The 21506-nt window shown below is 60.2% G+C and carries 19 protein-coding genes; 10 read left to right on the forward strand and 9 right to left on the reverse strand.

Going from position 1 to position 21506, the window contains the following annotated elements; all coding sequences use genetic code 11:
* Positions 1-73: 73 nt before the first annotated feature.
* The 5 genes from FBX99_RS11845 to FBX99_RS11865 all read right to left on the reverse strand — a co-directional run bounded on the left by FBX99_RS11845 (position 74) and on the right by FBX99_RS11865 (position 4784).
* Positions 74-2107: a diguanylate cyclase gene (locus FBX99_RS11845; RefSeq protein ID WP_145131682.1), complete on the reverse strand. Its 2034-nt coding sequence runs from the start codon at positions 2105-2107 to the stop codon at positions 74-76.
* On the reverse strand, positions 2104-2982 hold the full coding sequence (locus FBX99_RS11850) for an endonuclease/exonuclease/phosphatase family protein (RefSeq protein WP_144930000.1): 879 nt from the start codon (positions 2980-2982) through the stop codon (positions 2104-2106). The genes FBX99_RS11845 and FBX99_RS11850 overlap by 4 nt, the downstream gene beginning before the upstream one ends.
* A 14-nt stretch (positions 2983-2996) precedes the next feature.
* On the reverse strand, positions 2997-3641 hold the full coding sequence (locus FBX99_RS11855; RefSeq protein ID WP_144930001.1) for a thiol:disulfide interchange protein DsbA/DsbL: 645 nt from the start codon (positions 3639-3641) through the stop codon (positions 2997-2999).
* A gap of 194 nt (positions 3642-3835) precedes the next feature.
* Positions 3836-4447, reverse strand: a complete 612-nt coding sequence (locus FBX99_RS11860) for a cytochrome c (RefSeq protein WP_144930002.1) — start codon at positions 4445-4447, stop codon at positions 3836-3838.
* A 46-nt stretch (positions 4448-4493) separates the two neighbouring features.
* Positions 4494-4784 carry a cytochrome c5 family protein gene (locus tag FBX99_RS11865; RefSeq protein WP_144930003.1) on the reverse strand — a complete coding sequence of 97 codons (291 nt, stop codon included), beginning with the start codon at positions 4782-4784 and terminating at the stop codon, positions 4494-4496.
* Positions 4785-4975: 191 nt separating this feature from the next.
* Between FBX99_RS11865 and yihA the strand changes: the two genes are divergently transcribed.
* On the forward strand, positions 4976-5617 hold the full coding sequence (gene yihA / locus FBX99_RS11870) for a ribosome biogenesis GTP-binding protein YihA/YsxC (protein ID WP_144930004.1): 642 nt from the start codon (positions 4976-4978) through the stop codon (positions 5615-5617).
* A 305-nt stretch (positions 5618-5922) separates the two neighbouring features.
* Here yihA and polA read toward each other — a convergent pair whose 3' ends face one another.
* The gene (gene polA / locus FBX99_RS11875) at positions 5923-8691 is read right to left on the reverse strand and encodes a DNA polymerase I (protein ID WP_144930005.1); all 2769 of its coding nucleotides are present in this window, start codon (positions 8689-8691) and stop codon (positions 5923-5925) included.
* A gap of 74 nt (positions 8692-8765) precedes the next feature.
* Between polA and FBX99_RS11880 the strand changes: the two genes are divergently transcribed.
* Both FBX99_RS11880 and FBX99_RS11885 read left to right on the forward strand, forming a co-directional pair.
* Positions 8766-9056, forward strand: a complete 291-nt coding sequence (locus tag FBX99_RS11880; RefSeq protein WP_144930006.1) for a DUF2782 domain-containing protein — start codon at positions 8766-8768, stop codon at positions 9054-9056.
* Between the two features lie 55 nt (positions 9057-9111).
* Positions 9112-10062, forward strand: a complete 951-nt coding sequence (locus FBX99_RS11885) for a homoserine kinase (protein ID WP_144930007.1) — start codon at positions 9112-9114, stop codon at positions 10060-10062.
* A 180-nt stretch (positions 10063-10242) separates the two neighbouring features.
* Here the strand turns inward: FBX99_RS11885 and FBX99_RS11890 are convergent, their stop codons facing one another.
* Complete coding sequence (locus FBX99_RS11890; RefSeq protein WP_144930008.1) at positions 10243-11166, reverse strand: zinc ABC transporter substrate-binding protein; 924 nt, start codon at positions 11164-11166, stop codon at positions 10243-10245.
* Between the two features lie 66 nt (positions 11167-11232).
* On the opposite strand from FBX99_RS11890, the gene zur reads away from it, so the two are divergent.
* Genes zur through FBX99_RS11910 form a run of 4 tightly spaced genes read left to right on the forward strand, consistent with a single transcriptional unit; the run spans position 11233 to position 14029 of the window.
* Positions 11233-11715, forward strand: a complete 483-nt coding sequence (zur, locus tag FBX99_RS11895; RefSeq protein ID WP_144930009.1) for a zinc uptake transcriptional repressor Zur — start codon at positions 11233-11235, stop codon at positions 11713-11715.
* Positions 11715-12497, forward strand: a complete 783-nt coding sequence (gene znuC, locus FBX99_RS11900; protein WP_144930010.1) for a zinc ABC transporter ATP-binding protein ZnuC — start codon at positions 11715-11717, stop codon at positions 12495-12497. Before zur ends, znuC begins: the two co-directional genes overlap by 1 nt.
* Positions 12490-13278: a zinc ABC transporter permease subunit ZnuB gene (gene znuB / locus FBX99_RS11905; RefSeq protein WP_024778402.1), complete on the forward strand. Its 789-nt coding sequence runs from the start codon at positions 12490-12492 to the stop codon at positions 13276-13278. The genes znuC and znuB overlap by 8 nt, the downstream gene beginning before the upstream one ends.
* 37 nt (positions 13279-13315) lie before the next feature.
* Complete coding sequence (locus FBX99_RS11910; protein ID WP_144930011.1) at positions 13316-14029, forward strand: PA5502 family lipoprotein; 714 nt, start codon at positions 13316-13318, stop codon at positions 14027-14029.
* 252 nt (positions 14030-14281) lie between these two features.
* On the opposite strand, the gene katE is transcribed toward FBX99_RS11910, so the two are convergent.
* Both katE and FBX99_RS11920 read right to left on the reverse strand, forming a co-directional pair.
* Positions 14282-16420 (reverse strand): catalase HPII, encoded by a 2139-nt coding sequence (gene katE, locus FBX99_RS11915; RefSeq protein WP_144930012.1) that lies wholly within the window; start codon positions 16418-16420, stop codon positions 14282-14284.
* A gap of 204 nt (positions 16421-16624) precedes the next feature.
* On the reverse strand, positions 16625-18511 hold the full coding sequence (locus tag FBX99_RS11920; RefSeq protein WP_145131684.1) for an RICIN domain-containing protein: 1887 nt from the start codon (positions 18509-18511) through the stop codon (positions 16625-16627).
* A 414-nt stretch (positions 18512-18925) separates the two neighbouring features.
* Between FBX99_RS11920 and FBX99_RS11925 the strand changes: the two genes are divergently transcribed.
* From FBX99_RS11925 to FBX99_RS11935, 3 genes are all read left to right on the forward strand, one after another.
* The gene (locus FBX99_RS11925; protein WP_144930014.1) at positions 18926-19933 is read left to right on the forward strand and encodes a methionine ABC transporter ATP-binding protein; all 1008 of its coding nucleotides are present in this window, start codon (positions 18926-18928) and stop codon (positions 19931-19933) included.
* Complete coding sequence (locus FBX99_RS11930) at positions 19933-20595, forward strand: methionine ABC transporter permease (RefSeq protein WP_053149304.1); 663 nt, start codon at positions 19933-19935, stop codon at positions 20593-20595. Before FBX99_RS11925 ends, FBX99_RS11930 begins: the two co-directional genes overlap by 1 nt.
* Before the next feature lie 78 nt (positions 20596-20673).
* Positions 20674-21444, forward strand: a complete 771-nt coding sequence (locus FBX99_RS11935; protein ID WP_144930016.1) for a MetQ/NlpA family ABC transporter substrate-binding protein — start codon at positions 20674-20676, stop codon at positions 21442-21444.
* Positions 21445-21506: the final 62 nt, after the last annotated feature.

Here is a 21506-nt window from a genome sequence, read left to right on the forward strand (position 1 = left end):
TGCAACAGTGTAACGTATCACTGTGCATGGATCTGGTTTGCCTTCCGATACTAAACAAAATGGAACAATTGACTCAACCCAGTTCCACCCGGTTGCGCCCGGCAGATTTGGCCCGATATAGCGCCTGATCGGCTCTTTTAAGCACCAGATCGCTATATTCCCCCGGCTTGAATGCGGTCATGCCCACCGATACGGTAATCGTCACCGGCTCGCCCTTGAAGTGAAACGGACAGGCTTCGATGGCCGCCCGCAGACCCTCTGCCAATTTGGCGCCCGAGGCCAGGGGCGTATCGGGTACCAGCAGGACAAACTCCTCGCCGCCAAAGCGAGCGATGAAGTCGCTGCCGCGCAGACGCTTGCGCAATACGGTGGCGATAATCTTCAGCACCCGATCACCGGCCAGGTGACCATAGTTGTCATTGATTCGCTTGAAGTGATCGAGGTCGAGCATCGCCATCAACAAACTGTTGCCATGTCGCTGCCACTGAGCGACCTCGTGTTCAAGCCGCTCGGTCCAGGCAGCCCGGTTGGGCAACCCGGTGAGCGGGTCAATCAATGCCTTTTGTCGTTGCTCTTCGAGGTTTTCACGCACGACCTGGGCTTCCCGCTCCATCACCGCGACGCGCTCGGCCAGGCTCTTGAGGCGGCTCGAAACCTCCTGCTCGCGCTGGTCACGCTGCTTCTGGTGCTGGTCCATCGTACCGAGCAGGCCTTCCAGATGGTTCTCCAGCACCTGCTTGAGACCTTCCAGATCATCGGCTTCCTGCACGCTGCTTTGCAGGCCATCGACCTGCTCGCGAATCTGGGTGTCCATTTCCCTGGAGGCCGAAAGATGGTCCGCGTGGCCTTCACTGGCAGCACGCAAGCTGCTCTGGAACGACTCCAACCGTTCATTGAGGCGTTGCAGATACGCTTCGAATTCAAGCTGGCCACTGTCGGTGATAGCCAACATAAGCGTCGCGAAGTCATCGAGAATCGGCAGTAACTCGTACCAGTTCAAACCGTTTCGCAGACGCTCCCCCATGGCCTCGGCTTGGGGGCGATGCCGCTCAGGCAATGTCAGGTCACCCAACAGGCCCAGCAAAGTGTCTTCGATGTGCTTCGCCACCGAACTGTAGGACGGTTCCGGGGAGTCGGGCAGGGCGTAATGGGCCTCATCCGGATCGGCGGGCAGTGGCTGGACGGTTGTCGAAGGCTTATCAGGTTCTATATCGAGAGACGGTGCTTGCTCCAGCACGGGTGACGGCGCTTCGGGCACCAGCTCGTCGGGATTCTCCAGCGCGACGGCGGCCGCAGGTTCCGGAACAGTCGGGGCGGGCCCATCGGCTTCCTCGGGCTTGAGGAGCGGCGCCGGGCTGTCGGTCAGTGACTTCGGCGCGGATTCAACCATGGGCGGAATGAAGGCAATCGGTTCGAGCGTTTCATCGACAGGCCGGGCCTGCTCCGTGACCGGCAAGACGGGGTCGGAAATGGCTGTCGCCTGCATCGGTACCGGCGGTGGCGCTTCGGTCGATGGCGTCGGGAGCTCAGGCGCAACATTGCTCGGAGCGGGGTCGTGGGGCTGAGGAGCGGTCTCGTCGTGACCATGGCCACCAAACAGCCGTTGCAGCAGGCCGGGGCGACTCGCTTCGGCAGGCGTCTCCAGTGCGCTCAGCGCCTTGCCCTGCAAATCGCTCAACTCGCTGAGTAGCAGAGGAATTTCCCGGGCCTGGTCGACCCGCGTCTCCAGATGCTTGGCAAACCTTTTCAGCGGCCGACGGACTTCTTTCGGCAGCGGCAAGGTCTGTAGCTGGGCGACCAACGCGGTCAATGCGGTGCTCATCTGTTCGACCCGGGTCTCGCGGCGCTGCTCGGAATCCAGCACGGCTTTTTCCAAGCGAGGCAACAGCGCAGCGAGGGCGGCGTCCATATCATCGGTGCGCACCACTTCGCGCATCTCTTTCATGCATTGATCGACAGCCCGGTCCGTGCCTTCGGCGGCCAGGGTGCTACGCACCAGGCCACGGCGCAGCAAGTCGAGCCGCGCATCCCAGCGGCGCTCGAGCTTTTCCTGCTGTTCAATGCTCTTGAGGTACTTCTCTCTCCAGCGTTCGGCGTCGTCGCTCATTCATCGGGTCCGCAAGGGGCAGAACTCAGCGCAGGAAATGCATCCGCCGTGAGCGAACCCGGAAGACGAATTTCGACTGCAACCGGCAGGTGGTCGGAAATGGGCTGGGCCAGGACCTCGACACGCTCAAGGGTCAGGGTCGGGCTCAGCAGAATATGGTCCAGGCAGCGCTGGGGGCGCCAGCTGGGGAATGTCGCTTCGAGTTGCGGCGCAAGCAGGCCGAGGTCGCGCAGGGGCGAGGTCTGCAGCAGGTCGTTGGCGTGGGTGTTCATGTCGCCCATCAGCACCTGGTGTTTATAGCCGCCGATCAATTCACGGATATAGGCCAGTTGCATCGTCCGGGTACGCGCCCCGAGAGCCAGGTGCATCATGACCACAACCAGTGCCTCGGGGCCTTCGCCGAAGCGCGCCAGGATCGCCCCGCGCCCCTTGGGACCTGGCAGCGGATGGTCTTCTATCGCCCAGGGCCGCAGGCGACTCAACACACCATTGCTGTGCTGGCCGAGACGGCCGAGGTTGCGATTGAGTTGCTGATACCAGTAAGGGAATGCACCCAGCTGGGCCAAATGCTCCACCTGGTTGACGTAGCCTGACCTCAGGCTGCCGCCATCGGCCTCCTGCAAGGCCACCAGATCGAAATCCTTCAGCAGTTCACCGATTTTCTTCAGGTTGCCGGCACGCCCGGTGTGGGGCAGCAGATGTTGCCAACCCCGGGTCAGGTAATGCCGGTAGCGTTCGGTGCTGATGCCCACCTGGATGTTGAAACTGAGCAATCGCAAGCGACTGTCGGCGGGCAGGCCCGTGGACGCGACATGATGCTCGTTGACCCGCGGCTCATGCAGGCCAACGATGCGTTCGGTGCTCCAGCGGGCCATGGCGTGGGCGGCGCTTAGTTGACAGCAGCCTTGGTGGTCGCTCGCTCTTTGGCGATCAGCTTGTCGGCCAGTTGCAGCGCCTCGTTCGCGCCGCCGGCAGAGCCGATATCAAAGCGGTATTTGCCGTTGACGATCATGGTCGGTACGCCAGTGATATCGTACTTTTTCGCCAGATCGCGGGCCTTTTTTATCTGGCCTTGAATGGCGAAGGAGTCGAAGGTGGCCAGGAACTTGTCTTTATCAACGCCCTGGGTGGCGAGGAAGTCGGCCATGTCTTCTTTCTTGGTCAACTTCTTGCCTTCCTTCTGGATCGCGTTGAATACCGCCGCGTGCACCTTGTGCTCGACGCCCATGGCCTCGAGGGTCAGGAACATCTGGCCGTGGGCATCCCAAGGGCCACCGAACATGGCAGGGATGCGGACGAAGTTCACGTCCGAAGGCAGCTTGTCGACCCATGGATTGATCACCGGCTCGAACGCGTAGCAATGCGGGCAGCCATACCAGAACAACTCCACCACTTCGATCTTGCCGGGCACGGCCACCGGAACCGGGTTGCTCAATTCGACGTAAGGGGCCTTCGATTCCTCGGCGTTGGCTTGAGCGCCGATGCCGAACAGGCTGGCGGCGACGAGCGCGGCGCTGATGATCAGATTACGCATGCTTTACTCCTGGACAAATAGGTGGCCTCGCGGGTGTGTCTTCAGACAGACCATGGCGGGTTCAAGTTCTTAGTGTAACGGCAGCGGCCACAAAAAAGGGCGGCCAAAGCCACCCTTTTGATGCTTGCATCGACAGATTAATCGAGCGTTAACGTTACAAGCGGTGTACACCTCTCGCAACGCCGCTCAAGACCTTAGTGCAGGCCTTGGATGTAGCTGGAGACGGCGGCGATGTCTTCGTCGCTCAACTTGCGAGCGATGGTGCGCATGGTCATCGCGTCGCCGTCATTGGCACGACCGCCTTCTTCTTTGCGGAAATCGGTCAGTTGCTTGGCCACGTACTGGGCATGCTGGCCGCCCAAGTGCGGGAAGCCGGCAGCGGCGTTGCCGGCACCGTTCGGCGAATGGCAACCGGTGCAGGCCGGCAGGCCCTTGTCCAGGTCTCCACCACGGAACAGCTTCTCGCCGCGAGCCACGAGTTTCTTGTCGGCGGCGCCGACGCTGCCCTTCTGGCTGGCGAAATAGGCGGCGATGTCCGACAGGTCCTGATCGCTCAGGTTGGTCAGCAGGCCGGTCATTTCCAGAACGGTACGCTTGCCCGACTTGATGTCGTGCAATTGCTTGGTCAGGTAGCGTTCGCCCTGGCCCGCCAGTTTCGGAAAGTTTGGCGCTGCGCTGTTGCCATCCGGGCCGTGGCAGGCCCCGCATACGGCGGCTTTCGCCTGGCCGGCGGCGGCATCGCCAGCGGCGTGGGCTACGCCGGATATCCCCAAGGTCAACAGCAGACTCACGATCAGTTTGTTCATCAGCTAATCCAACTACGGCTAAGGGTTAAAGAGTTATGGACCGGGTTCACTCGCTCATCCACTGGATGATGGCTTGGTAATCCTCGGCACTGCAGTCCATGCACAAACCACGCGGCGGCATCGCCTTGAAACCCTGGGTCACGTGTTGCACCAGCGTCCCCATACCTTTCGCCAACCTCGGCGTCCAAGCTTCCTGTTCGCCCTTGCGGGGCGCCGTTGGGAGTTGGCCGGAATGACAGGCACCACAAACACGGTTGTACACAGCTTCCGGATCCTGTGTAGCCTGAGCGCTGTAAAGCGGCATCAGGACGCCGGCAGCTAGCAGCCATTTCGTCATAAAACGACCTTTTCAGGGTTGAGAGCAAGCTGCGTTCTGATGCGCAATTTAGGTCGATCGCTCTCGTGAGCCTCATCCTTCGCTGGGACAAAGCGCACACAAAATCTGCGGCATTATATACTGGCGTCACTGAAACGGAAACGACACAGCTTGCCGCGTCCATTCCCGACGCCGCCCACATCGGAAATCCCATGCAACTGAAGAACCCCATCCTTGGCCTGTGCCAACAGTCCACCTTCATGCTCAGCGCCGCCAAAGTCGATCAATGCCCCGACGACGAAGGCTACGAAGTGGCGTTTGCCGGGCGTTCCAACGCCGGTAAATCCAGCGCATTGAACACCTTGACCCACGCAAGCCTGGCACGCACCTCGAAAACCCCGGGCCGCACGCAGCTGTTGAACTTCTTCAAGCTAGACGATGAACGCCGTTTGGTCGACCTGCCCGGCTACGGTTACGCCAAGGTGCCGATCCCGCTCAAGCAACACTGGCAGCGCCACCTGGAAGCCTATCTGGGTAGCCGCGAGAGTTTGAAAGGGCTGATCCTGATGATGGACATCCGCCATCCGATGACCGACTTCGACACGCTGATGCTCGACTGGGCGGTTGCCAGCGGCATGCCCATGCACATTCTGCTGACCAAGGCGGACAAGCTCACCTATGGTGCGGCCAAGAACACGCTGCTCAAAGTGCAATCGGAAATCCGCAAGGGCTGGGGCGAGGCGATCACCATCCAGTTGTTCTCGGCCCCCAAGCGCATGGGCCTGGAAGAAGCCTACACGATCCTGGCCGACTGGATGGAACTGGCGGACAAGGGCAGCGAAGAGGCCGAATAAACCAAATCGCAGGCAAAAAAAACCCCGGACTTCGTATGGGGAGGGGGAAGTTCGGGGTCCAAGTTCCGGACCGCTAGGGCGGGGTCCAGATATCTGCCAACACTTAACACAACATAGGAGCATTGAAGGGCTTCACCAGCCATTCAGAATCTCTGAGTGGCATTTCATGGGTTTAGTTCAGATTATTTTTTGAAATGCCCTTAGGAAACTTCTGACTCGCCCCTCGCGGCCAATGAGATTCCACTGTGGCGAGGGGATTTATCCCCGCTGGGCTGCAAAGCAGCCCCCCGGAAAGTCGTCACGCCTCAGTGCGCCTCATCCCAGTTGTTGCCCACGCCCACTTCCACCAGCAGCGGCACGTCCAGCGTGGCGGCGGCGCTCATGTGCTGGCGAATGTCCTTGCTGACCTGTTCGACCAGATCCTCCCGAACTTCCAGCACCAGTTCGTCGTGCACCTGGAGGATGACCCGGGCATCCAGCCCAGAGGTCGACAACCAGCGATCCACGGCCACCATCGCTTTCTTGATGATGTCGGCAGCGGTGCCTTGCATCGGTGCGTTGATCGCCGTGCGCTCAGCCCCCTTGCGCAGTGCCGGATTCTTCGCATTGATGTCCGGCAGGTACAGCCGGCGGCCGAAAATGGTTTCGACGAACCCCTGTTCGGCGGCCTGGGCGCGGGTGCGCTCCATGTACTCCAGCACACCCGGGTAGCGGGCGAAGTAACGGTCGATGTAGGCCTGGGACTGCTTGCGGTCGACGCCGATCTGTTTGGCGAGACCAAAGGCACTCATGCCGTAGATCAGGCCGAAGTTGATCGCCTTGGCGCTACGGCGCTGATCATGGCTGACGGCCTCCAGGTCGACGCCGAAAACCTCGGCGGCGGTGGCCCGGTGCACGTCCAGGTCGTTGCGGAATGCGTGGAGCAGACCTTCATCCTTGGCCAGGTGCGCCATGATCCTCAACTCGATCTGCGAATAGTCCGCCGCCAGCAGCTTGTAGCCTTTCGGCGCCACGAACGCCTGTCGGATCCGTCGACCTTCGGCGGTACGGATCGGAATGTTCTGCAGGTTCGGGTCGATGGACGACAGTCGTCCGGTCGCGGCAACGGCTTGCTGGTAATTGGTGTGAACGCGGCCGGTGCGGCTGTTGATCTGCTCCGGCAGGCGATCGGTGTAGGTACTCTTGAGCTTGCTCAGCGAGCGGTACTGCATCAGCACCTTGGGCAGCGGGTAATCCTGCTCCGCCAGTTCGGCGAGCACCGCTTCGGCTGTGGATGCCTGGCCCTTGGCGGTTTTGCTGAGCACTGGCAAACCGAGTTTTTCGTACAGGATCACGCCCAATTGCTTCGGCGAGCCGAGGTTGAATTCCTCTCCGGCGATGGCAAACGCCTCACGCTCCAAGGCCACCAGCTTCTCGCCCAGCTCGACGCTCTGCACGCCCAACAGGTTGGCATCGACCAATGCACCCTGGCGCTCGATACGCGCCAGCACTGGCATCAGCGGCATCTCGATCTCATTGAGCACCTTGTTCAAGCTCGGGACCGTCGCCAGTTTTTCCTGCAAGGCCTGGTGCAGACGGAAAGTTACGTCGGCATCTTCAGCGGCGTACGGGCCGGCCAGTTCCAGGGAGATCTGATCGAAGGTCAGTTGCTTGACCCCTTTACCCGCGATGTCCTGGAAATCGGTCTTGCTTTGCCCCAGGTATTTGAGCGCCAGGCTGTCCATGTCGTGACGGGTCGCGGTGGAATCCAGCACGTAGGATTCGAGCATGGTGTCGAAGGCGATGCCCTGGACCAGGATGCCGTTCTCCTGATCACCACCAATGGCGCAGTTGGCCAGGATGTTGGTCTCGAACTTGGCATGCTGGCCAACCTTGAGTTTGTCGGGATTTTCCAACAGGGGCTTGAGGGCCTTGAGCACCGTGTCGCGATCCAGCTGCTCCGGCACCCCCATGTAGGAATGGGTTAGCGGGATGTAGGCCGCTTCATGGGCCGCCACGGCAAACGACAGTCCGACCAGTTGTGCATGCTGGGGATCGTCACCGCTGGTTTCCGTGACGAACGCAAACAGCGGCGCTTGCTCGAGCTTGGCCAACCAGGTGTCGAAGCGCGCCTGATCGAGGATGACTTCGTACTTCGCCTCGGCGCCACCGGGTTGTTCGTCGGCCACTTCGACGATCTCTTGGCCGGCACGCTTGGCGTCCCGCTGGTTTTCTTCGAACCAGCTCTTGAACTCCAGCAGGGTGTACAGCTCGGCCAGTTTCTCGTGGTCCGGTGGGCCCATTTGCAGGTCGTCGAGGCCAATATCCAGCGGCACGTCAGTCTTGATGGTGGCCAGTTCGTAGGAAAGAAACGCCATTTCCTTGTGTTCTTCGAGCTTGGCCGGCAGGGTCTTGGCGCCGCGAATCGGCAACGTGGGGACGATGTCCAGTTGCGCGTACAACTCGGTCAGTCCGCCGTTGACCCCCACCAACAAGCCGGAGGCGGTCTTTGGCCCGATCCCCGGAACGCCCGGGATGTTGTCGGAAGAATCGCCCATCAGTGCGAGATAATCGATGATCTGCTCCGGAGCGACACCAAATTTCTCCTTTACGCCAGCCACGTCCAGCGAGCTACCGGTCATGGTATTGACCAAGGTAATGTGCCCGTCGACCAATTGAGCCATGTCCTTGTCACCGGTGGAGATCACCACCGGACGGTCGGCTGCGGCGCTGCTGCGGGCCAGGGTGCCGATCACGTCGTCGGCTTCGACGTTGTCCACGCACAGCAGCGGGAAGCCCAGGGCCTTGACGCTGGCGTGCAGCGGCTCGATCTGCACGCGCATGTCATCGGGCATGCTCGGGCGGTTGGCCTTGTACTCGGCGTACAGTGCATCGCGAAACGTCCCACCCTTGGCGTCGAACACCACGGCAAACGGGCTGTCCGGATACTGCTTGCGCAGGCTCTTGAGCATGTTCAGCACGCCCTTGACCGCGCCGGTCGGCAGGCCTTTGGACGTGGTCAGCGGTGGCAGCGCGTGAAAGGCACGGTACAGATAAGAAGAACCGTCCACCAGGACGAGGGGGGCTTGGCTCATGAGCAGGATCAACCTTTTCGGCGGGTCCGGGGCTAGAATAGCGGGACCGTTGACGACAAAGGGACAAGGTTATCATGCGTACACTAAATCGCCTGTTACTGGCTGGCTTGTTTACGATCACCCCGCTGACCGTCATGGCGGCGGACGACGCACCTTCAGCTGACCCTGACGTCACCATTCGCACGGAAGGCGATAAAACCATCCAGGAATACCGGCAAAACGGCTTCCTGTATGCGATCAAGGTCACGCCCAAGGGCGGCAAGCCTTATTTCCTGGTGCGTGCCGATGGCACTGATGCAAACTTCATCCGTTCGGACCAACCGGATATGCTGATCCCGTCATGGAAGATCTTTGAGTGGAAATAGTTTCCTAATTTCAACCGGCGCCCACTCGAGGGCGCCCGCAATGGCAGTTCTAACCATGTCTGTGTTCACCCCCTTGGCTCGGCCCGAGCTGGAAACCTTTCTTGCCCCTTACGGGCTCGGCCGCCTGCTTGATTTCCAGGGGATCGCCGCTGGCAGCGAAAACACCAATTTCTTTATCAGCCTGGAGCAGGGCGAGTTCGTCCTGACCCTGGTGGAGCGCGGCCCGGTGCAGGAAATGCCGTTCTTCATCGAACTGCTGGACGTGCTGCACGAGGCCGATCTGCCGGTGCCTTATGCCTTGCGCACCACCGACGGCATTGCGCTCAGGGAGCTGGCCGGCAAACCCGCGTTGCTGCAACCGCGCCTGGCCGGCAAACATATCAAGCAGGCCAATGCCCAGCACTGCGCCCAGGTCGGCGAGTTGCTGGCGCACCTGCACCTGGCCACCCGGGACAACATGATCAAGCGCAAGACCGATCGCGGCCTGGACTGGATGCAAGAGGAGGGCGCAAAGCTGCTGTCACACCTCGAAGCCGAACCTCGTCGGCTGCTGCAGGCGGCGCTGGATGAAATCTCGCTGCAGAAGACCGGCATCCTCGCGCTGCCCCGCGCCAACATCCACGCGGACCTGTTTCGTGATAACGCCATGTTCGAAGGCACGCATCTGACCGGGTTGATCGACTTCTACAACGCCTGTTCCGGGCCAATGCTGTATGACGTCGCCATTGCCCTGAACGACTGGTGTTCGGATGACAATGGTGTGCTCGACGGCCCGAGGGCGCGGGCGCTGCTGGGCGCTTATGCGGCCCTGCGACCCTTCACCGCCGCCGAGGCCGAGCTATGGCCGACCATGCTGCGCGTGGCGTGCGTGCGGTTCTGGCTGTCGCGCTTGATCGCCGCCGAATCCTTTGCCGGACAGGATGTGCTGATTCACGATCCGATGGAGTTCCAGCAGCGGTTGGCGCAGCGGCAGGACGTTCATACGCCGCTGCCTTTTGCCCTGTAACTTGCTTGCCGAACACAAAATCCTGTGGCGAGGGGATTTATCCCCGCTGGGACGCGAAGCGTCCCCAAAAAATATCTGCTGCAACAGAACAGGTGGGTCAGCTGGAAAGCAGGGGGCTGCTTCGCAGCCCAGCGGGGATAAATCCCCTCGCCACAGATGAAATCGGGTTTCACGCGGGTGTTATAGGGACTCCAGGCACCCCGCCAGATCATTGCCCAGCTTTTCCAGCAACTGCTCATACCCTTGTGCCGTCGCCGGGGTGTAGCCACCTAGCGCATCCAGCTCCGCGAGTTTCACCGGCAACCCGGCCACCAGGGTTTCGGCCAGGCGTGGGCGCAGGGGCGGTTCACTGAACACGCAGGTCTTGCCCACCGCCTGCAAGCGCGTGCGCATCGCCGCCACATGCTGGGCGCCGGGCTGGACTTCGGCAGCCACGGCGAAGACCCCGGCGTGCTTGAGGCCGTAGGTGTCTTCGAAATAATCGAATGCTTCGTGGAAGACGAAATAGGGTTTGCCCGCGACCCCGGCCAAACGCGATTTCAGGCGCGCGTCCAACGCATCGAGACGCTGGTTGAAGCCCTTGAGATTGCTTTGATAGCGCTCGGCATTGGCCGGGTCGGCAGCGCTCAGGTCAGCGGCCATTTTGGCGGCAATCACCCGCGCATTGATCGGTGAAAGCCACAAATGGGCATCGATCGTGCCAGGACGATGGTCATGATCATGCTCGTCGCCATCCTCGTCGGTATGGGATTGGCTGTCCTCGGTAAAATGCCGCAACTTGAGTCCCGGCAGATCCTGTACCGCGACGGAAGGCAGCGTACGACCGCTCAGTACCCTCGGCAGGAAACCTTCCATGTCCGGACCGATCCAGTACAGCAGGTCCACCGACTGCACCTTGCGTACATCCGATGGGCGCAAAGCGTAGTGGTGAGGCGAAGCACCGGGAGGCAGCAGCACCTCGGGAACGGCCACGCCGTCCTGCACCGCAGCGGCAATCAACTGCAACGGCTTGATGCTGGTAAGGACCTTGACATCGGCCTGGGTTGGACCGATCAGTAGAAAAGTTGCGACAAAAGCGACAAAGAGCGAAAAAAATCGGGACACGATAACCACTCGAAGAGGCGAGACCGGGTAACATAATAACGTCTCTCACTGAACTCGTCGCTGCCCATGCCTATTACGCCCCTCGCCAGTCGCCCCCACGATCACTCCCACTGTGTGCACAGCGCGCTGTCCGAGGCCGATGCCATCTGCGCCCGGCAGGGGCTGCGCCTGACCGCCTTGCGGCGGCGCGTGCTGGAACTGGTCTGGCAAAGCCACAAGCCGTTGGGTGCCTACGACATCCTGGCGGTGCTCAGCGAACAGGATGGCCGCCGCGCTGCGCCGCCGACGGTCTATCGGGCGCTGGATTTCCTGCTGGAAAACGGCCTGGTGCATCGTATTTCCTCCCTGAACGCCTTCGTCGGCTGCAACCATCCCGAACACGCCCACCAGGGCCAGTTCCTGATCTGCCGCGACTGCCACGCGGCCATCGAGCTGGAACAGAAGTCCATCAGCGATGCCATCGTCGCCAGCGCCAGGGAGGTCGGTTTCATGGTCGACAGCCAGACCGTCGAAGTGGTCGGTCTCTGCTCCGGTTGCCAGGGGGCCTGATGAGCAATGCCTTGATCCGCCTCGAGCAGGTGGCCGTGACGTTCGCCGGACAGAACGTGCTGGATAACATCCACCTGAGCGTCGAGCCTGGGCAGATCGTCACCCTGATCGGCCCCAACGGCGCTGGCAAGACCACTCTGGTGCGCGCCGTGCTGGGTTTGCTCAAACCGGACAGAGGCAGCGTCTGGCGCAAACCGAAGCTGCGGGTCGGCTACATGCCACAGAAACTCCATGTAGACCCGACGCTGCCCCTGTCGGTCCTGCGTTTCCTGCGCCTGGTACCTGGCGTAGATCGCGGACGGGCCCTGGCGGCACTCAACGAAGTCGGCGCCGAGCATGTGATCGACAGCCCGGTACAAAGCATCTCCGGCGGTGAAATGCAGCGTGTGTTGCTGGCCCGTGCCTTGCTGCGCGAGCCTGAACTGCTGGTGCTCGACGAGCCGGTACAAGGGGTCGACGTGGCGGGACAGGCCGAGCTGTACAGCCTGATCACCCGCCTGCGCGACCGTCATGGCTGCGGCGTGCTGATGGTCTCCCATGATCTTCACCTGGTCATGAGTACCACCGACCAGGTGGTCTGCCTCAATCGGCATGTCTGCTGTTCCGGGCATCCCGAGCAGGTCAGTGGCGACCCGGCGTTCGTCGAGCTGTTCGGCAAGAACGCACCCAGCCTGGCGATCTATCACCACCACCATGACCACGCCCATGACCTGCACGGTTCAGTGGTCATCGGTGCCCCTGTTACCCCCCATGTTCATGGAGATGGCTGCAAGCATGGCTGATTTTCTGGTATATGCCCTGCTCGCAGGCTTGGCTCTCGCGCTGGTGGCCGGTCCCTTGGGCTCGTTCGTGGTCTGGCGGCGCATGGCCTATTTTGGCGATACCTTGTCCCACGCGGCCTTGCTGGGTGTAGCGCTGGGGTTCCTGCTGGACGTCAGCCCGACGGTGGCGGTGACGGTCGGTTGCCTGTTGCTGGCGGTGGTGCTGGTGACCTTGCAACAGCGCCAGCCGCTGGCGTCCGACACACTGCTGGGTATCCTCGCGCCCAGTACCCTGTCCCTTGGGCTGGTGGTGCTGAGCTTCATGCGTGAAGTGCGGATCGACTTGATGGCCTACCTGTTCGGAGACTTGCTGGCCATCAGCCCGACGGACCTGGCGTGGATCCTGGGTGGCAGCGCCGCCGTGCTGCTGTTACTGGTGGCGCTCTGGCGACCCTTGCTGGCCGTCACCGTCCACGAAGAACTGGCCCGGGTCGAAGGCCTGCCCGTGACGGGTCTGCGGCTGGCGCTGATGCTGCTGATTGCCGTGGTCATTGCCGTGGCGATGAAAATCGTCGGAGTATTGCTGATTACCTCATTGCTGATCATCCCGGCCGCCGCGGCACAACGTCACGCCCGTTCGCCGGAGCAGATGGCTCTGGGCGCGAGCCTGCTGGGCATGCTTGCGGTGTGTGGCGGGCTGGCCTTGTCGTGGTTCAAGGACACCCCGGCCGGTCCGTCGATCGTGGTCAGCGCCGCGGCCTTGTTTCTGCTGAGTTTTGTCCTGCCCCGCCGAGGGGTGTAGACTTGCTCGCTTTTTGCGCAAATAGAGAGTCGCAGGAATGAAGCCGTTCGCCTCCCGTTATCTGCTCCTTGTCGCATTTTCCTTGCTACTGGGGGCTTGCACGAGTTCGCCGCCAGTAACCGAAGCACCCGACACCCGGGGGCCGGCCATTGCGCAGTTGGAACAAAGCCTGGCCAGCAATGAACTGGCCACCGCTGAAGATCAATTGGCCACGCTGCAGGCCCAGACGCCCAACGATCCGGCGTTGGAGCCCTATCAGCGGCAACTGGCCGAGGCGTATCTGCGCCGCAGCCAGATCGATCTGCAAAAAGGCGATGTAAACGCCGCCGCTACGGCCCTGAGCCGTGCCCGCGCCCTGATGCCCAAGGCGCCAGCACTGACCGGTGAATTCAATGGCGCCATAGCCCAGGCCCGTAAGATCGAGCTGGATAAAGCCGAGGCCGCTCTCCAGGCTGCCGAAACCAAACCGGCCGCCAAGTTGATCGATCCGAGCGCCGAGAGCACCACGCTCCAGCTCAATATCAACGATATCCAGCAAATGCGTCGGCAACTGGATGCCATTGCCACTGATGTGGTGAATTTTCAGTGTGATGTCACAGTCCAGGTGCCGCGCATCGACGATTATCCGTGGCTGGCGAACCTGCTGGCCAAGCGGGTCAAGAAGCTGGATCCGGGGTTTGATCTGAAGCTTCGCAAGCAGATCCTGCGCAACGTGCCGGCGCAGGTGGTGCTGACTCCGCGTAAATCTTAAAGGCATCGCGAGCAGGCTCGCTCCCACAGGGTTTTGTGGCAGATACAACATGTGTATTCACAACACATCCACTGTGGGAACGGGCTTGCTCGCGAAAGCGGTGGGTCAGCCAAGAAAATGTTGCATGTACCGCCGCCTTCGCGGGTAAACCCGCTCCCACAGGGTTCCTTGGCGGACATAGAATCTGAATGCACACCAGTTCCACTGTGGGAGCGAGCCTGCTCGCGATAGCGTCCTAACGGTCGCCTCTCATCAAGCCGGAACCGCCTTGGCCTTGGGCTCACGCGCCCAAACCCGATGCTGGGCAATCGCCGCAAAAAACCGCGAAAAGCCGCTCGCCTCCGCATCCTCTATCAGCCCCGCATCCACCTCCAGCTTCAACTCAACCAGCAACTGCCGAGCTTCGCCATGAAGCCCAATGGCCTTCAGATGTTTGTAGGCCTCCAGCACGTAATGCAACGCCACGCCGTCCCGACTCAAGGCCTTGATCGACTCTGGGCCGCCCGGAACAAACACCGCATCGAAGGCAATCGATGGCAAGCCTTCCATGGACGCATCCACCGGCAACGTCTGCCCATCGACCGTGGTCACCGGCGCGGAAGTCGGACCGAGCACCTTGGCGTGAGCGCCCTCGGCCTTCAAGGCCTGTTTGAGCACATCGATAATCGCCCCGTCCACCCCGTTCGCCACCAGCACCGCAACCTTGCGTGTCTTGATATCTCCAGATAACAAGTTCGCCTGGCTCAAGGCTGGGGATTGCTCCAGCGAAGGCGTCGGTACGTCCACGGTGCATGCGGTGGGCGCCGGCAATCCAAGGTTTTTCGCCACCCGCGCCGCCAGCTCCAAATCGATGTTGGCGAGAATTTCGTTAACCTGCCGCGCCCTGATGTATTCCCGCTCGACCTTACCCAATTCGAAACTGTAGGCCGCGATGATGTGCTCCTGCTCATGGGCGCTCATGCTCTTGTAGAACAGCCGCGCCTGGGAAAAATGGTCGCTGAACGAGTCACTGCGCTGGCGGATCTTGTAGGCGTCGATACGCTCCGGATAGCTTTCAAAACCACCGTCTTGCGGACCGGGCGGGGTTTCCTTCGGCCAACCACCGTCGATGGAGTTGGGCTCGTAGGAGGTCCGCCCCTTGTCGATGGTGGTGCGGTGCATGGCATCGCGCTGGCCGTTGTGCACCGGGGTGATCGCCCGGTTGATCGGCAGCTCATGAAAATTCGGCCCACCGAGTCGGCTGATTTGCGTATCTGTGTAGGAAAAGAGCCGGCCTTGCAGCAACGGGTCGTTGGAAAAGTCGATGCCCGGCACGATATGCCCGGGGCAGAACGCGACTTGCTCGACTTCGGCGAAGAAGTTGTCCGGGTTACGGTTCAGCACCATCTTGCCCAGCGGCGTGATGGGCACGAGTTCTTCAGGAATGATCTTGGTCGGGTCGAGCAGGTCGAAATCGAATGTGTGCTCGTCTTCCTCGGCGACGATCTGCACACCGAATTCCCATTCCGGGTAATCCCCCATCTCGATCGCCTCCCACAGATCGCGACGGTGGTAGTCCGTATCTTTACCGGCCAGCTTCTGGGCTTCGTCCCACACCAATGAACACGTGCCGACCTTGGGTCGCCAATGGAATTTGACGAAACTGCTGCGGCCTTCGGCGTTGATCATGCGGAAGGTATGCACGCCGAAGCCTTGCATGCTGCGCAGGCTTTTTGGAATGGCCCGATCGGACATCGCCCAGATCACCATATGCGCCGACTCCGGCACCAGCGAGACAAAATCCCAGAAGGTGTCGTGGGCTGAGCCGCCGGTAGGAATCTCGTTGTGGGGTTCGGGTTTTACCGCGTGGACGAAGTCTGGAAACTTCACCGCATCCTGTATGAAAAAAACCGGCATGTTGTTGCCCACCAGGTCGAAGTTGCCTTCGTCGGTGAAGAACTTCACTGCAAAACCGCGCACGTCACGCACTGTGTCACCGGAACCTCGTGGCCCCTGCACGGTGGAAAAACGCACGAACACCGGGGTCTTTTTGCTCGGGTCCTGTAGAAAACCAGCCTTGGTCAGTGCCGAATGCGCTTCATAGCTCTGAAAGTAACCATGGGCCCCGGTACCGCGGGCGTGCACGATGCGCTCAGGAATGCGCTCATGGTCAAAATGCGTGATCTTTTCACGCATGATGAAATCTTCCAGCAGCGAGGGCCCACGGGCACCGGCGCGGAGGGTGTTCTGGTTGTCGGCGATCTTCACACCCTGATTGGTGCGCAAGGCCTGCTCGGTGGCATCGGAGCGAAACGGCTCCAGGCTCTCAAGCTTGGCGTTGGTGTTGCCGCGATCCAGGGTGTCGGTCCCGGCCAGTTGGCTCTTACCGGTTGCAGGCTGCTTGGTATTCATCAGACATAAACTCCTCGTTTCGATCCCTTTTTCACCCAGGGCTTGCGGACAAGCGCCGGGCAGTGGCGCCCAGGCATTTGGGAGTGGCTTATGTAGTGACTGATGACGGTTCGAGCCGTTCCCTCGGAACGCGCCTGGATTTTCCCGGCCAGCGCCAACCCAGCGATGATGGGTGTCACCGTTGGGCTGGCGAAGCTTCAGCAGTCAGATGCCATCGCGCAGGATCTCGATTCTCCACCGCTGGCGCGTATGCACGCCTTGATAGCGGTCGACCCATTCCGGGCTGATCTGAGGCGATGGGCCCAAGTGGTTGGGCATCACATCATGGATGGACGGTGCCCGTGGATAGCTGGCCCAAGGAATGTTCAGCGGGTTGAACACGTTCTTGGGCGTGTCCTGGAAGTGCATGGAGTCATCCGGAATGACCTTCAACCGGCTGTCATCGGCATAAAGGCGCCAGTCGCGGTTGTACAGCGAATGAATCCGATCCGCTTGCCACTCCCACTGCTGCCGGTTATCCAGGGCGCAGCTATCGGTGACCAGCGCGCCATCCGTTTCGCGCACACTCAGGCATCGATTCGAGGCCCGGTTGACGTACCGATTCTCCGAATCCAGGCCCCACAGTTGATGGGTGTTCGAGGCCGCGCAGGATTCAAGGGAAACACTTGAGGTGGCATTTTCGGCCATGCACTTGCCGACGCCGTCGGCGGAACGAATCAGCACGGTCATTTCGCGAGTCAGGAAGGGACTGTTCAAGTCCAGCATGTATTGTTCCGCGGCATCGTAGGTATCAGTGACGTGAAGGGATTTGACCTGGCTCCGATCCCACCACCATTCACGCCGATTCAAGTCATAGCCGCCGCCAATGCTCACCGTTGCCGTACCGGTGTAGTTGCCGGGCAACTCCCACAAGGTATAAGACTCAAGCGATGCCGAGCGCATCATGGGCGTCATACGCGCTTCGGTTAGAACCGGCAGCCCGGCAGTGAGCCTTTCAACCAATACCGCCTTCAGCTTGGGATCTATGGGTGCGTTCCACGTCAACTTCGAACCGTTCCGCGATGCGATCAACGAGTAGTCCTGGAACGCGTAACTCATGGTCTTGGAATGTGAATAATTCAAACCGAAACTCACATTGAACGGTGATTTAGCGGCATAGGTAATATTTTCGGCTTTTGTCCCACCAAATTCGCTACCTAATGTTCCGCCAATGGAAATTCCATTGGTTTTCGTTTCGCTGTAATTGAAATTTGTCCTCGTGTCACTAGCAGGCGCCGAATTGACCAATATCGGAACAATCTGTTCAGTGGTCAGTTGATGAGTGAACCGGTAGGCATGTGGCAAGTACGCGCCCCAGAGATTTTCTCCACTGCCACCCGGTCCGAACCCACCGATGGTGATGCCGTTTTTCGTGGAGCGCGCGGTTGTTGGCGACGTTTTTATGGAAACGAACTTCTTGTCCTGGCTCCGCTCTGCACTCCTGACGACATCGATATTCACCACCGAAGTCATTTCCTGGTTCGGGCTCTGAAGATTGATGTTGTAGGTCAGTTTCGGCAGGCCAATGAACTCGCCTTCCTCCCGGGGGTACCCGGCCCGTGCCTGCAGTTCCTTGATCAACAACCCCACCGCTTCCAGAACAGCTTCATCCTGGTAACCTTCCAGGCGATAGACATTGATCTCCGAATTGCTCACCCGGTGAAACAAGGCATAGTCAAACGCGCTGGAAATTCCGAATATGCTACTTACTGTTTTCGCCAGTTCCGTCGTCTGGTAGCCCATCTTCAACAGCACCGGTTTCCCCGAGCGGAAAATCGCCGTTACCTTCTCGATGGCTGCTTCATCATCCTTGACTGCGGCGATATCCAGATAGGCCAGGGAAGAAAACTTTTCATCGGCGAGTCGCGCCTTGAATTCTTCCTCGGGCATGGCAGCAACCGACAGAGCCTGATATTGAGGCAGCGACATCTGCACCTCAGGAAGTTCTCCGAATACCATTAAAGTGTCCGAGGTCATCGAACTTGCAGCCACTGCATTTGCCATTACGCTTAATGCAAACAGTCCTGCAAAAATAGCCTTATGCTTTTTCACATTCCATTCCTTTTAAATGTTTCCCCGCCGTTACGAGACGGGTTTAATTCGCTGTAGCGAGCGACGATCGGTAACCTACCAGATACTTGTTCATGGACAATCGAAAGTACTATTCGAAATGAAACCGAGTATGTGGATATATTTAACAGCTAACTTTAAATGCTCTTGAGCAGGACGGATGAACGATCCTTTGCCTGTCAGGCCTGGCGACGGCTGCATGGCGTCCGCTGCCCCGAAAGGGGCGCGGATGGGTACCCAGCAATGGACAATCAGGCATACCGGCCTTTGATCGCGTTATTACCAAATAGCGGCCAAATTGCGAAATAAATGCTAATGACCTCTATACAGACAGGCTAAAATGCGCCCCCGGCTAACCGCTGCCCCTTTTCCAACGCGCCCCACAAGGTTCGCTACGTGATCGAGTTTCAAAACGTCCATAAAACCTACCGCGTCGCCGGTAAGGATATCCCCGCGCTGCACCCGACCAGTCTGAGGATCGAGAACGGTCAGGTCTTCGGTCTGATCGGCCATTCCGGTGCAGGAAAAAGTACCCTGCTGCGTCTGATCAATCGCCTGGAAGACACCAGCGGCGGCAAGATCATCGTCGACGGCGAAGAAGTCACCGCCCTGGACGCCACGGGCCTGCGACGCTTCCGTCAACAGGTCGGGATGATTTTCCAGCACTTCAATCTGCTGGCCTCCAAGACCGTGGCCGACAACGTCGCCTTGCCGCTGACGTTGGCGGGCGAATTGTCCCGCAACGAAATCGACCAACGAGTGGCCGAGTTGCTGGCACGGGTAGGCTTGTCCGACCACGCCAGGAAGTACCCGGCGCAGTTGTCCGGCGGCCAGAAGCAGCGCGTCGGTATCGCCCGCGCCCTGGCGACCAAGCCCAAGATTCTGCTGTGCGACGAGGCCACCAGCGCCCTCGACCCGCAGACCACCGCATCGGTGCTGCAACTGCTCGCAGAGATCAACCGCGAGCTGAAGCTGACCATCGTGCTGATCACCCATGAAATGGACGTGATCCGCCGGGTCTGCGATGAAGTCGGTGTGATGGATGCCGGTGTGATCGTCGAACAAGGCCCGGTGGCCCAGGTGTTCCTGCACCCCAAGCATCCGACCACCAAGCGTTTCGTCCAGGAAGACGAGCAGATCGACGAAAGCGAACAGCGCGACGATTTTGCCCACGTACCGGGGCGCATCGTGCGTCTGACATTCCAGGGCGATGCGACCTACGCGCCGCTGCTCGGCACCGTCGCCCGGGAAACCGGTGTGGACTACAGCATCCTGGCCGGTCGTATCGACCGCATCAAAGACACCCCCTACGGGCAACTGACCCTCGCCATCACCGGCGGTGACATGGAGGCGGCGTTTGCCCGCTTCATCGCGGCCGATGTCCACATGGAGGTGCTGCGCTGATGGAATTTTTTGCAAACATCGACTGGCTGGAGATCTGGCTGGCCACCGGCGACACCTTCCTGATGCTGTTCGGTTCGCTGTTGTTCACGGTGCTGCTCGGCCTGCCACTGGGGGTGCTGTTGTTCCTGTGCAGCCCGCGCCAGTTGCTCGAAGCCCGGGGCGTCTATGCGCTGCTGTCGCTGATCGTCAACATCCTGCGTTCGCTGCCTTTCATTATCCTGTTGATCGTGATGATCCCGTTCACGGTGTTGATCACCGGCACCTCGCTGGGCGTAGCCGGGGCGATTCCACCCCTGGTGGTCGGCGCCACACCGTTCTTCGCCCGTCTGGTGGAAACCGCCTTGCGCGAAGTCGACCGTGGCATCATCGAAGCGACCCAGGCCATGGGCGCGACCACCCGGCAGATCATCGTCAACGCCTTGCTGCCGGAAGCCCGCCCAGGCATCTTTGCCGCAATTACGGTGACCGCGATTACGCTGGTGTCCTACACGGCCATGGCCGGTGTGGTCGGCGCCGGTGGCTTGGGCGACCTGGCGATCCGTTTCGGTTACCAGCGTTTCCAGACCGACGTGATGGTGGTCACCGTGGTATTGCTGCTGGTGCTGGTCCAGGTCCTGCAAACCGTGGGCGACAAACTGGTTGTGCATTTTTCTAGAAAATAAGGCCTTGCGCCCATAAACCATGAGCCAGCCATTCGCTGGCAGGCGCCGAGAGCGGGCGCCCCACAAGGAGTTAGCTGAATGAAGAAATTACTGGTTGCCTTCGCTGCCGTCGCAGCCTTTTCCGCCCATGCCGACACCTTGACCATCGCGGCAACGCCGGTGCCCCACGCGGAAATCCTCGAATTCGTCAAGCCGGCACTGGCCAAGGAAGGTGTGGACCTGAAGGTCAAGGTCTTCACCGACTACATCCAGCCGAACGTACAGGTCGCCGAAAAGCGCCTGGACGCCAACTTCTTCCAGCACCAGCCGTACCTGGATGAGTTCAACAAGGCCAAGGGTACCCACCTGGTAGCCGTAACTGGCGTGCACCTGGAACCCCTGGGCGCTTATTCGAGCAAGTACAAGAAGCTCGAAGAACTCCCTGGCGGCGCCAACGTAGTGATCCCGAACGACGCCACCAACGGCGGCCGTGCGCTGTTGCTACTGGCAAAGGCCGGGGTGATCAAGCTGAAGGATCCGAAGAATATCCTGTCGACCACCAAAGACATCACCGAGAACACGAAGGACCTGAAATTCCGTGAACTGGAAGCCGCGACCATTCCACGCGTGCTGACCCAGGTCGACCTGGCGCTGATCAATACCAACTACGCGCTGGAAGCCAAGCTGGATCCGTCCAAGGATGCGCTGGAGATCGAGGGCAGCGACTCGCCTTACGTGAACATCCTGGTGGCCCGTGAGGACGACAAGGACAGCGAGGCAATGAAGAAGCTGGCGGCTGCGTTGCATAGCCCGGAAGTGAAGGCGTTTATTCTGGAGAAGTACAAAGGCGCAGTATTGCCGGCGTTTTGATCTGATCGGGTGATGAAAAAAACGGGACTGCGTGGGAATGCAGACCCGTTTTTTTTGCACTC

This window comes from Pseudomonas sp. SJZ074, assembly GCF_007828215.1.
Lineage (GTDB): Bacteria > Pseudomonadota > Gammaproteobacteria > Pseudomonadales > Pseudomonadaceae > Aquipseudomonas.

What these genes read in the sequence shown, in the direction of transcription:
- FBX99_RS11930 (WP_053149304.1), top strand. Translation starts at nt 19,933, where the DNA reads ATGGAATTTTTTGCAAACATCGACTGGCTGGAGATCTGGCTGGCCACC.
- polA (WP_144930005.1), bottom strand. Translation starts at nt 8,691, where the DNA reads ATGAGCCAAGCCCCCCTCGTCCTGGTGGACGGTTCTTCTTATCTGTAC.
- znuB (WP_024778402.1), top strand. Translation starts at nt 12,490, where the DNA reads ATGGCTGATTTTCTGGTATATGCCCTGCTCGCAGGCTTGGCTCTCGCG.
- FBX99_RS11885 (WP_144930007.1), top strand. Translation starts at nt 9,112, where the DNA reads ATGTCTGTGTTCACCCCCTTGGCTCGGCCCGAGCTGGAAACCTTTCTT.
- FBX99_RS11855 (WP_144930001.1), bottom strand. Translation starts at nt 3,641, where the DNA reads ATGCGTAATCTGATCATCAGCGCCGCGCTCGTCGCCGCCAGCCTGTTC.
- FBX99_RS11860 (WP_144930002.1), bottom strand. Translation starts at nt 4,447, where the DNA reads ATGAACAAACTGATCGTGAGTCTGCTGTTGACCTTGGGGATATCCGGC.
- zur (WP_144930009.1), top strand. Translation starts at nt 11,233, where the DNA reads ATGCCTATTACGCCCCTCGCCAGTCGCCCCCACGATCACTCCCACTGT.
- FBX99_RS11935 (WP_144930016.1), top strand. Translation starts at nt 20,674, where the DNA reads ATGAAGAAATTACTGGTTGCCTTCGCTGCCGTCGCAGCCTTTTCCGCC.
- FBX99_RS11910 (WP_144930011.1), top strand. Translation starts at nt 13,316, where the DNA reads ATGAAGCCGTTCGCCTCCCGTTATCTGCTCCTTGTCGCATTTTCCTTG.
- katE (WP_144930012.1), bottom strand. Translation starts at nt 16,420, where the DNA reads ATGAATACCAAGCAGCCTGCAACCGGTAAGAGCCAACTGGCCGGGACC.
- yihA (WP_144930004.1), top strand. Translation starts at nt 4,976, where the DNA reads ATGCAACTGAAGAACCCCATCCTTGGCCTGTGCCAACAGTCCACCTTC.
- FBX99_RS11880 (WP_144930006.1), top strand. Translation starts at nt 8,766, where the DNA reads ATGCGTACACTAAATCGCCTGTTACTGGCTGGCTTGTTTACGATCACC.
- FBX99_RS11845 (WP_145131682.1), bottom strand. Translation starts at nt 2,107, where the DNA reads ATGAGCGACGACGCCGAACGCTGGAGAGAGAAGTACCTCAAGAGCATT.
- FBX99_RS11850 (WP_144930000.1), bottom strand. Translation starts at nt 2,982, where the DNA reads ATGGCCCGCTGGAGCACCGAACGCATCGTTGGCCTGCATGAGCCGCGG.
- FBX99_RS11865 (WP_144930003.1), bottom strand. Translation starts at nt 4,784, where the DNA reads ATGACGAAATGGCTGCTAGCTGCCGGCGTCCTGATGCCGCTTTACAGC.
- znuC (WP_144930010.1), top strand. Translation starts at nt 11,715, where the DNA reads ATGAGCAATGCCTTGATCCGCCTCGAGCAGGTGGCCGTGACGTTCGCC.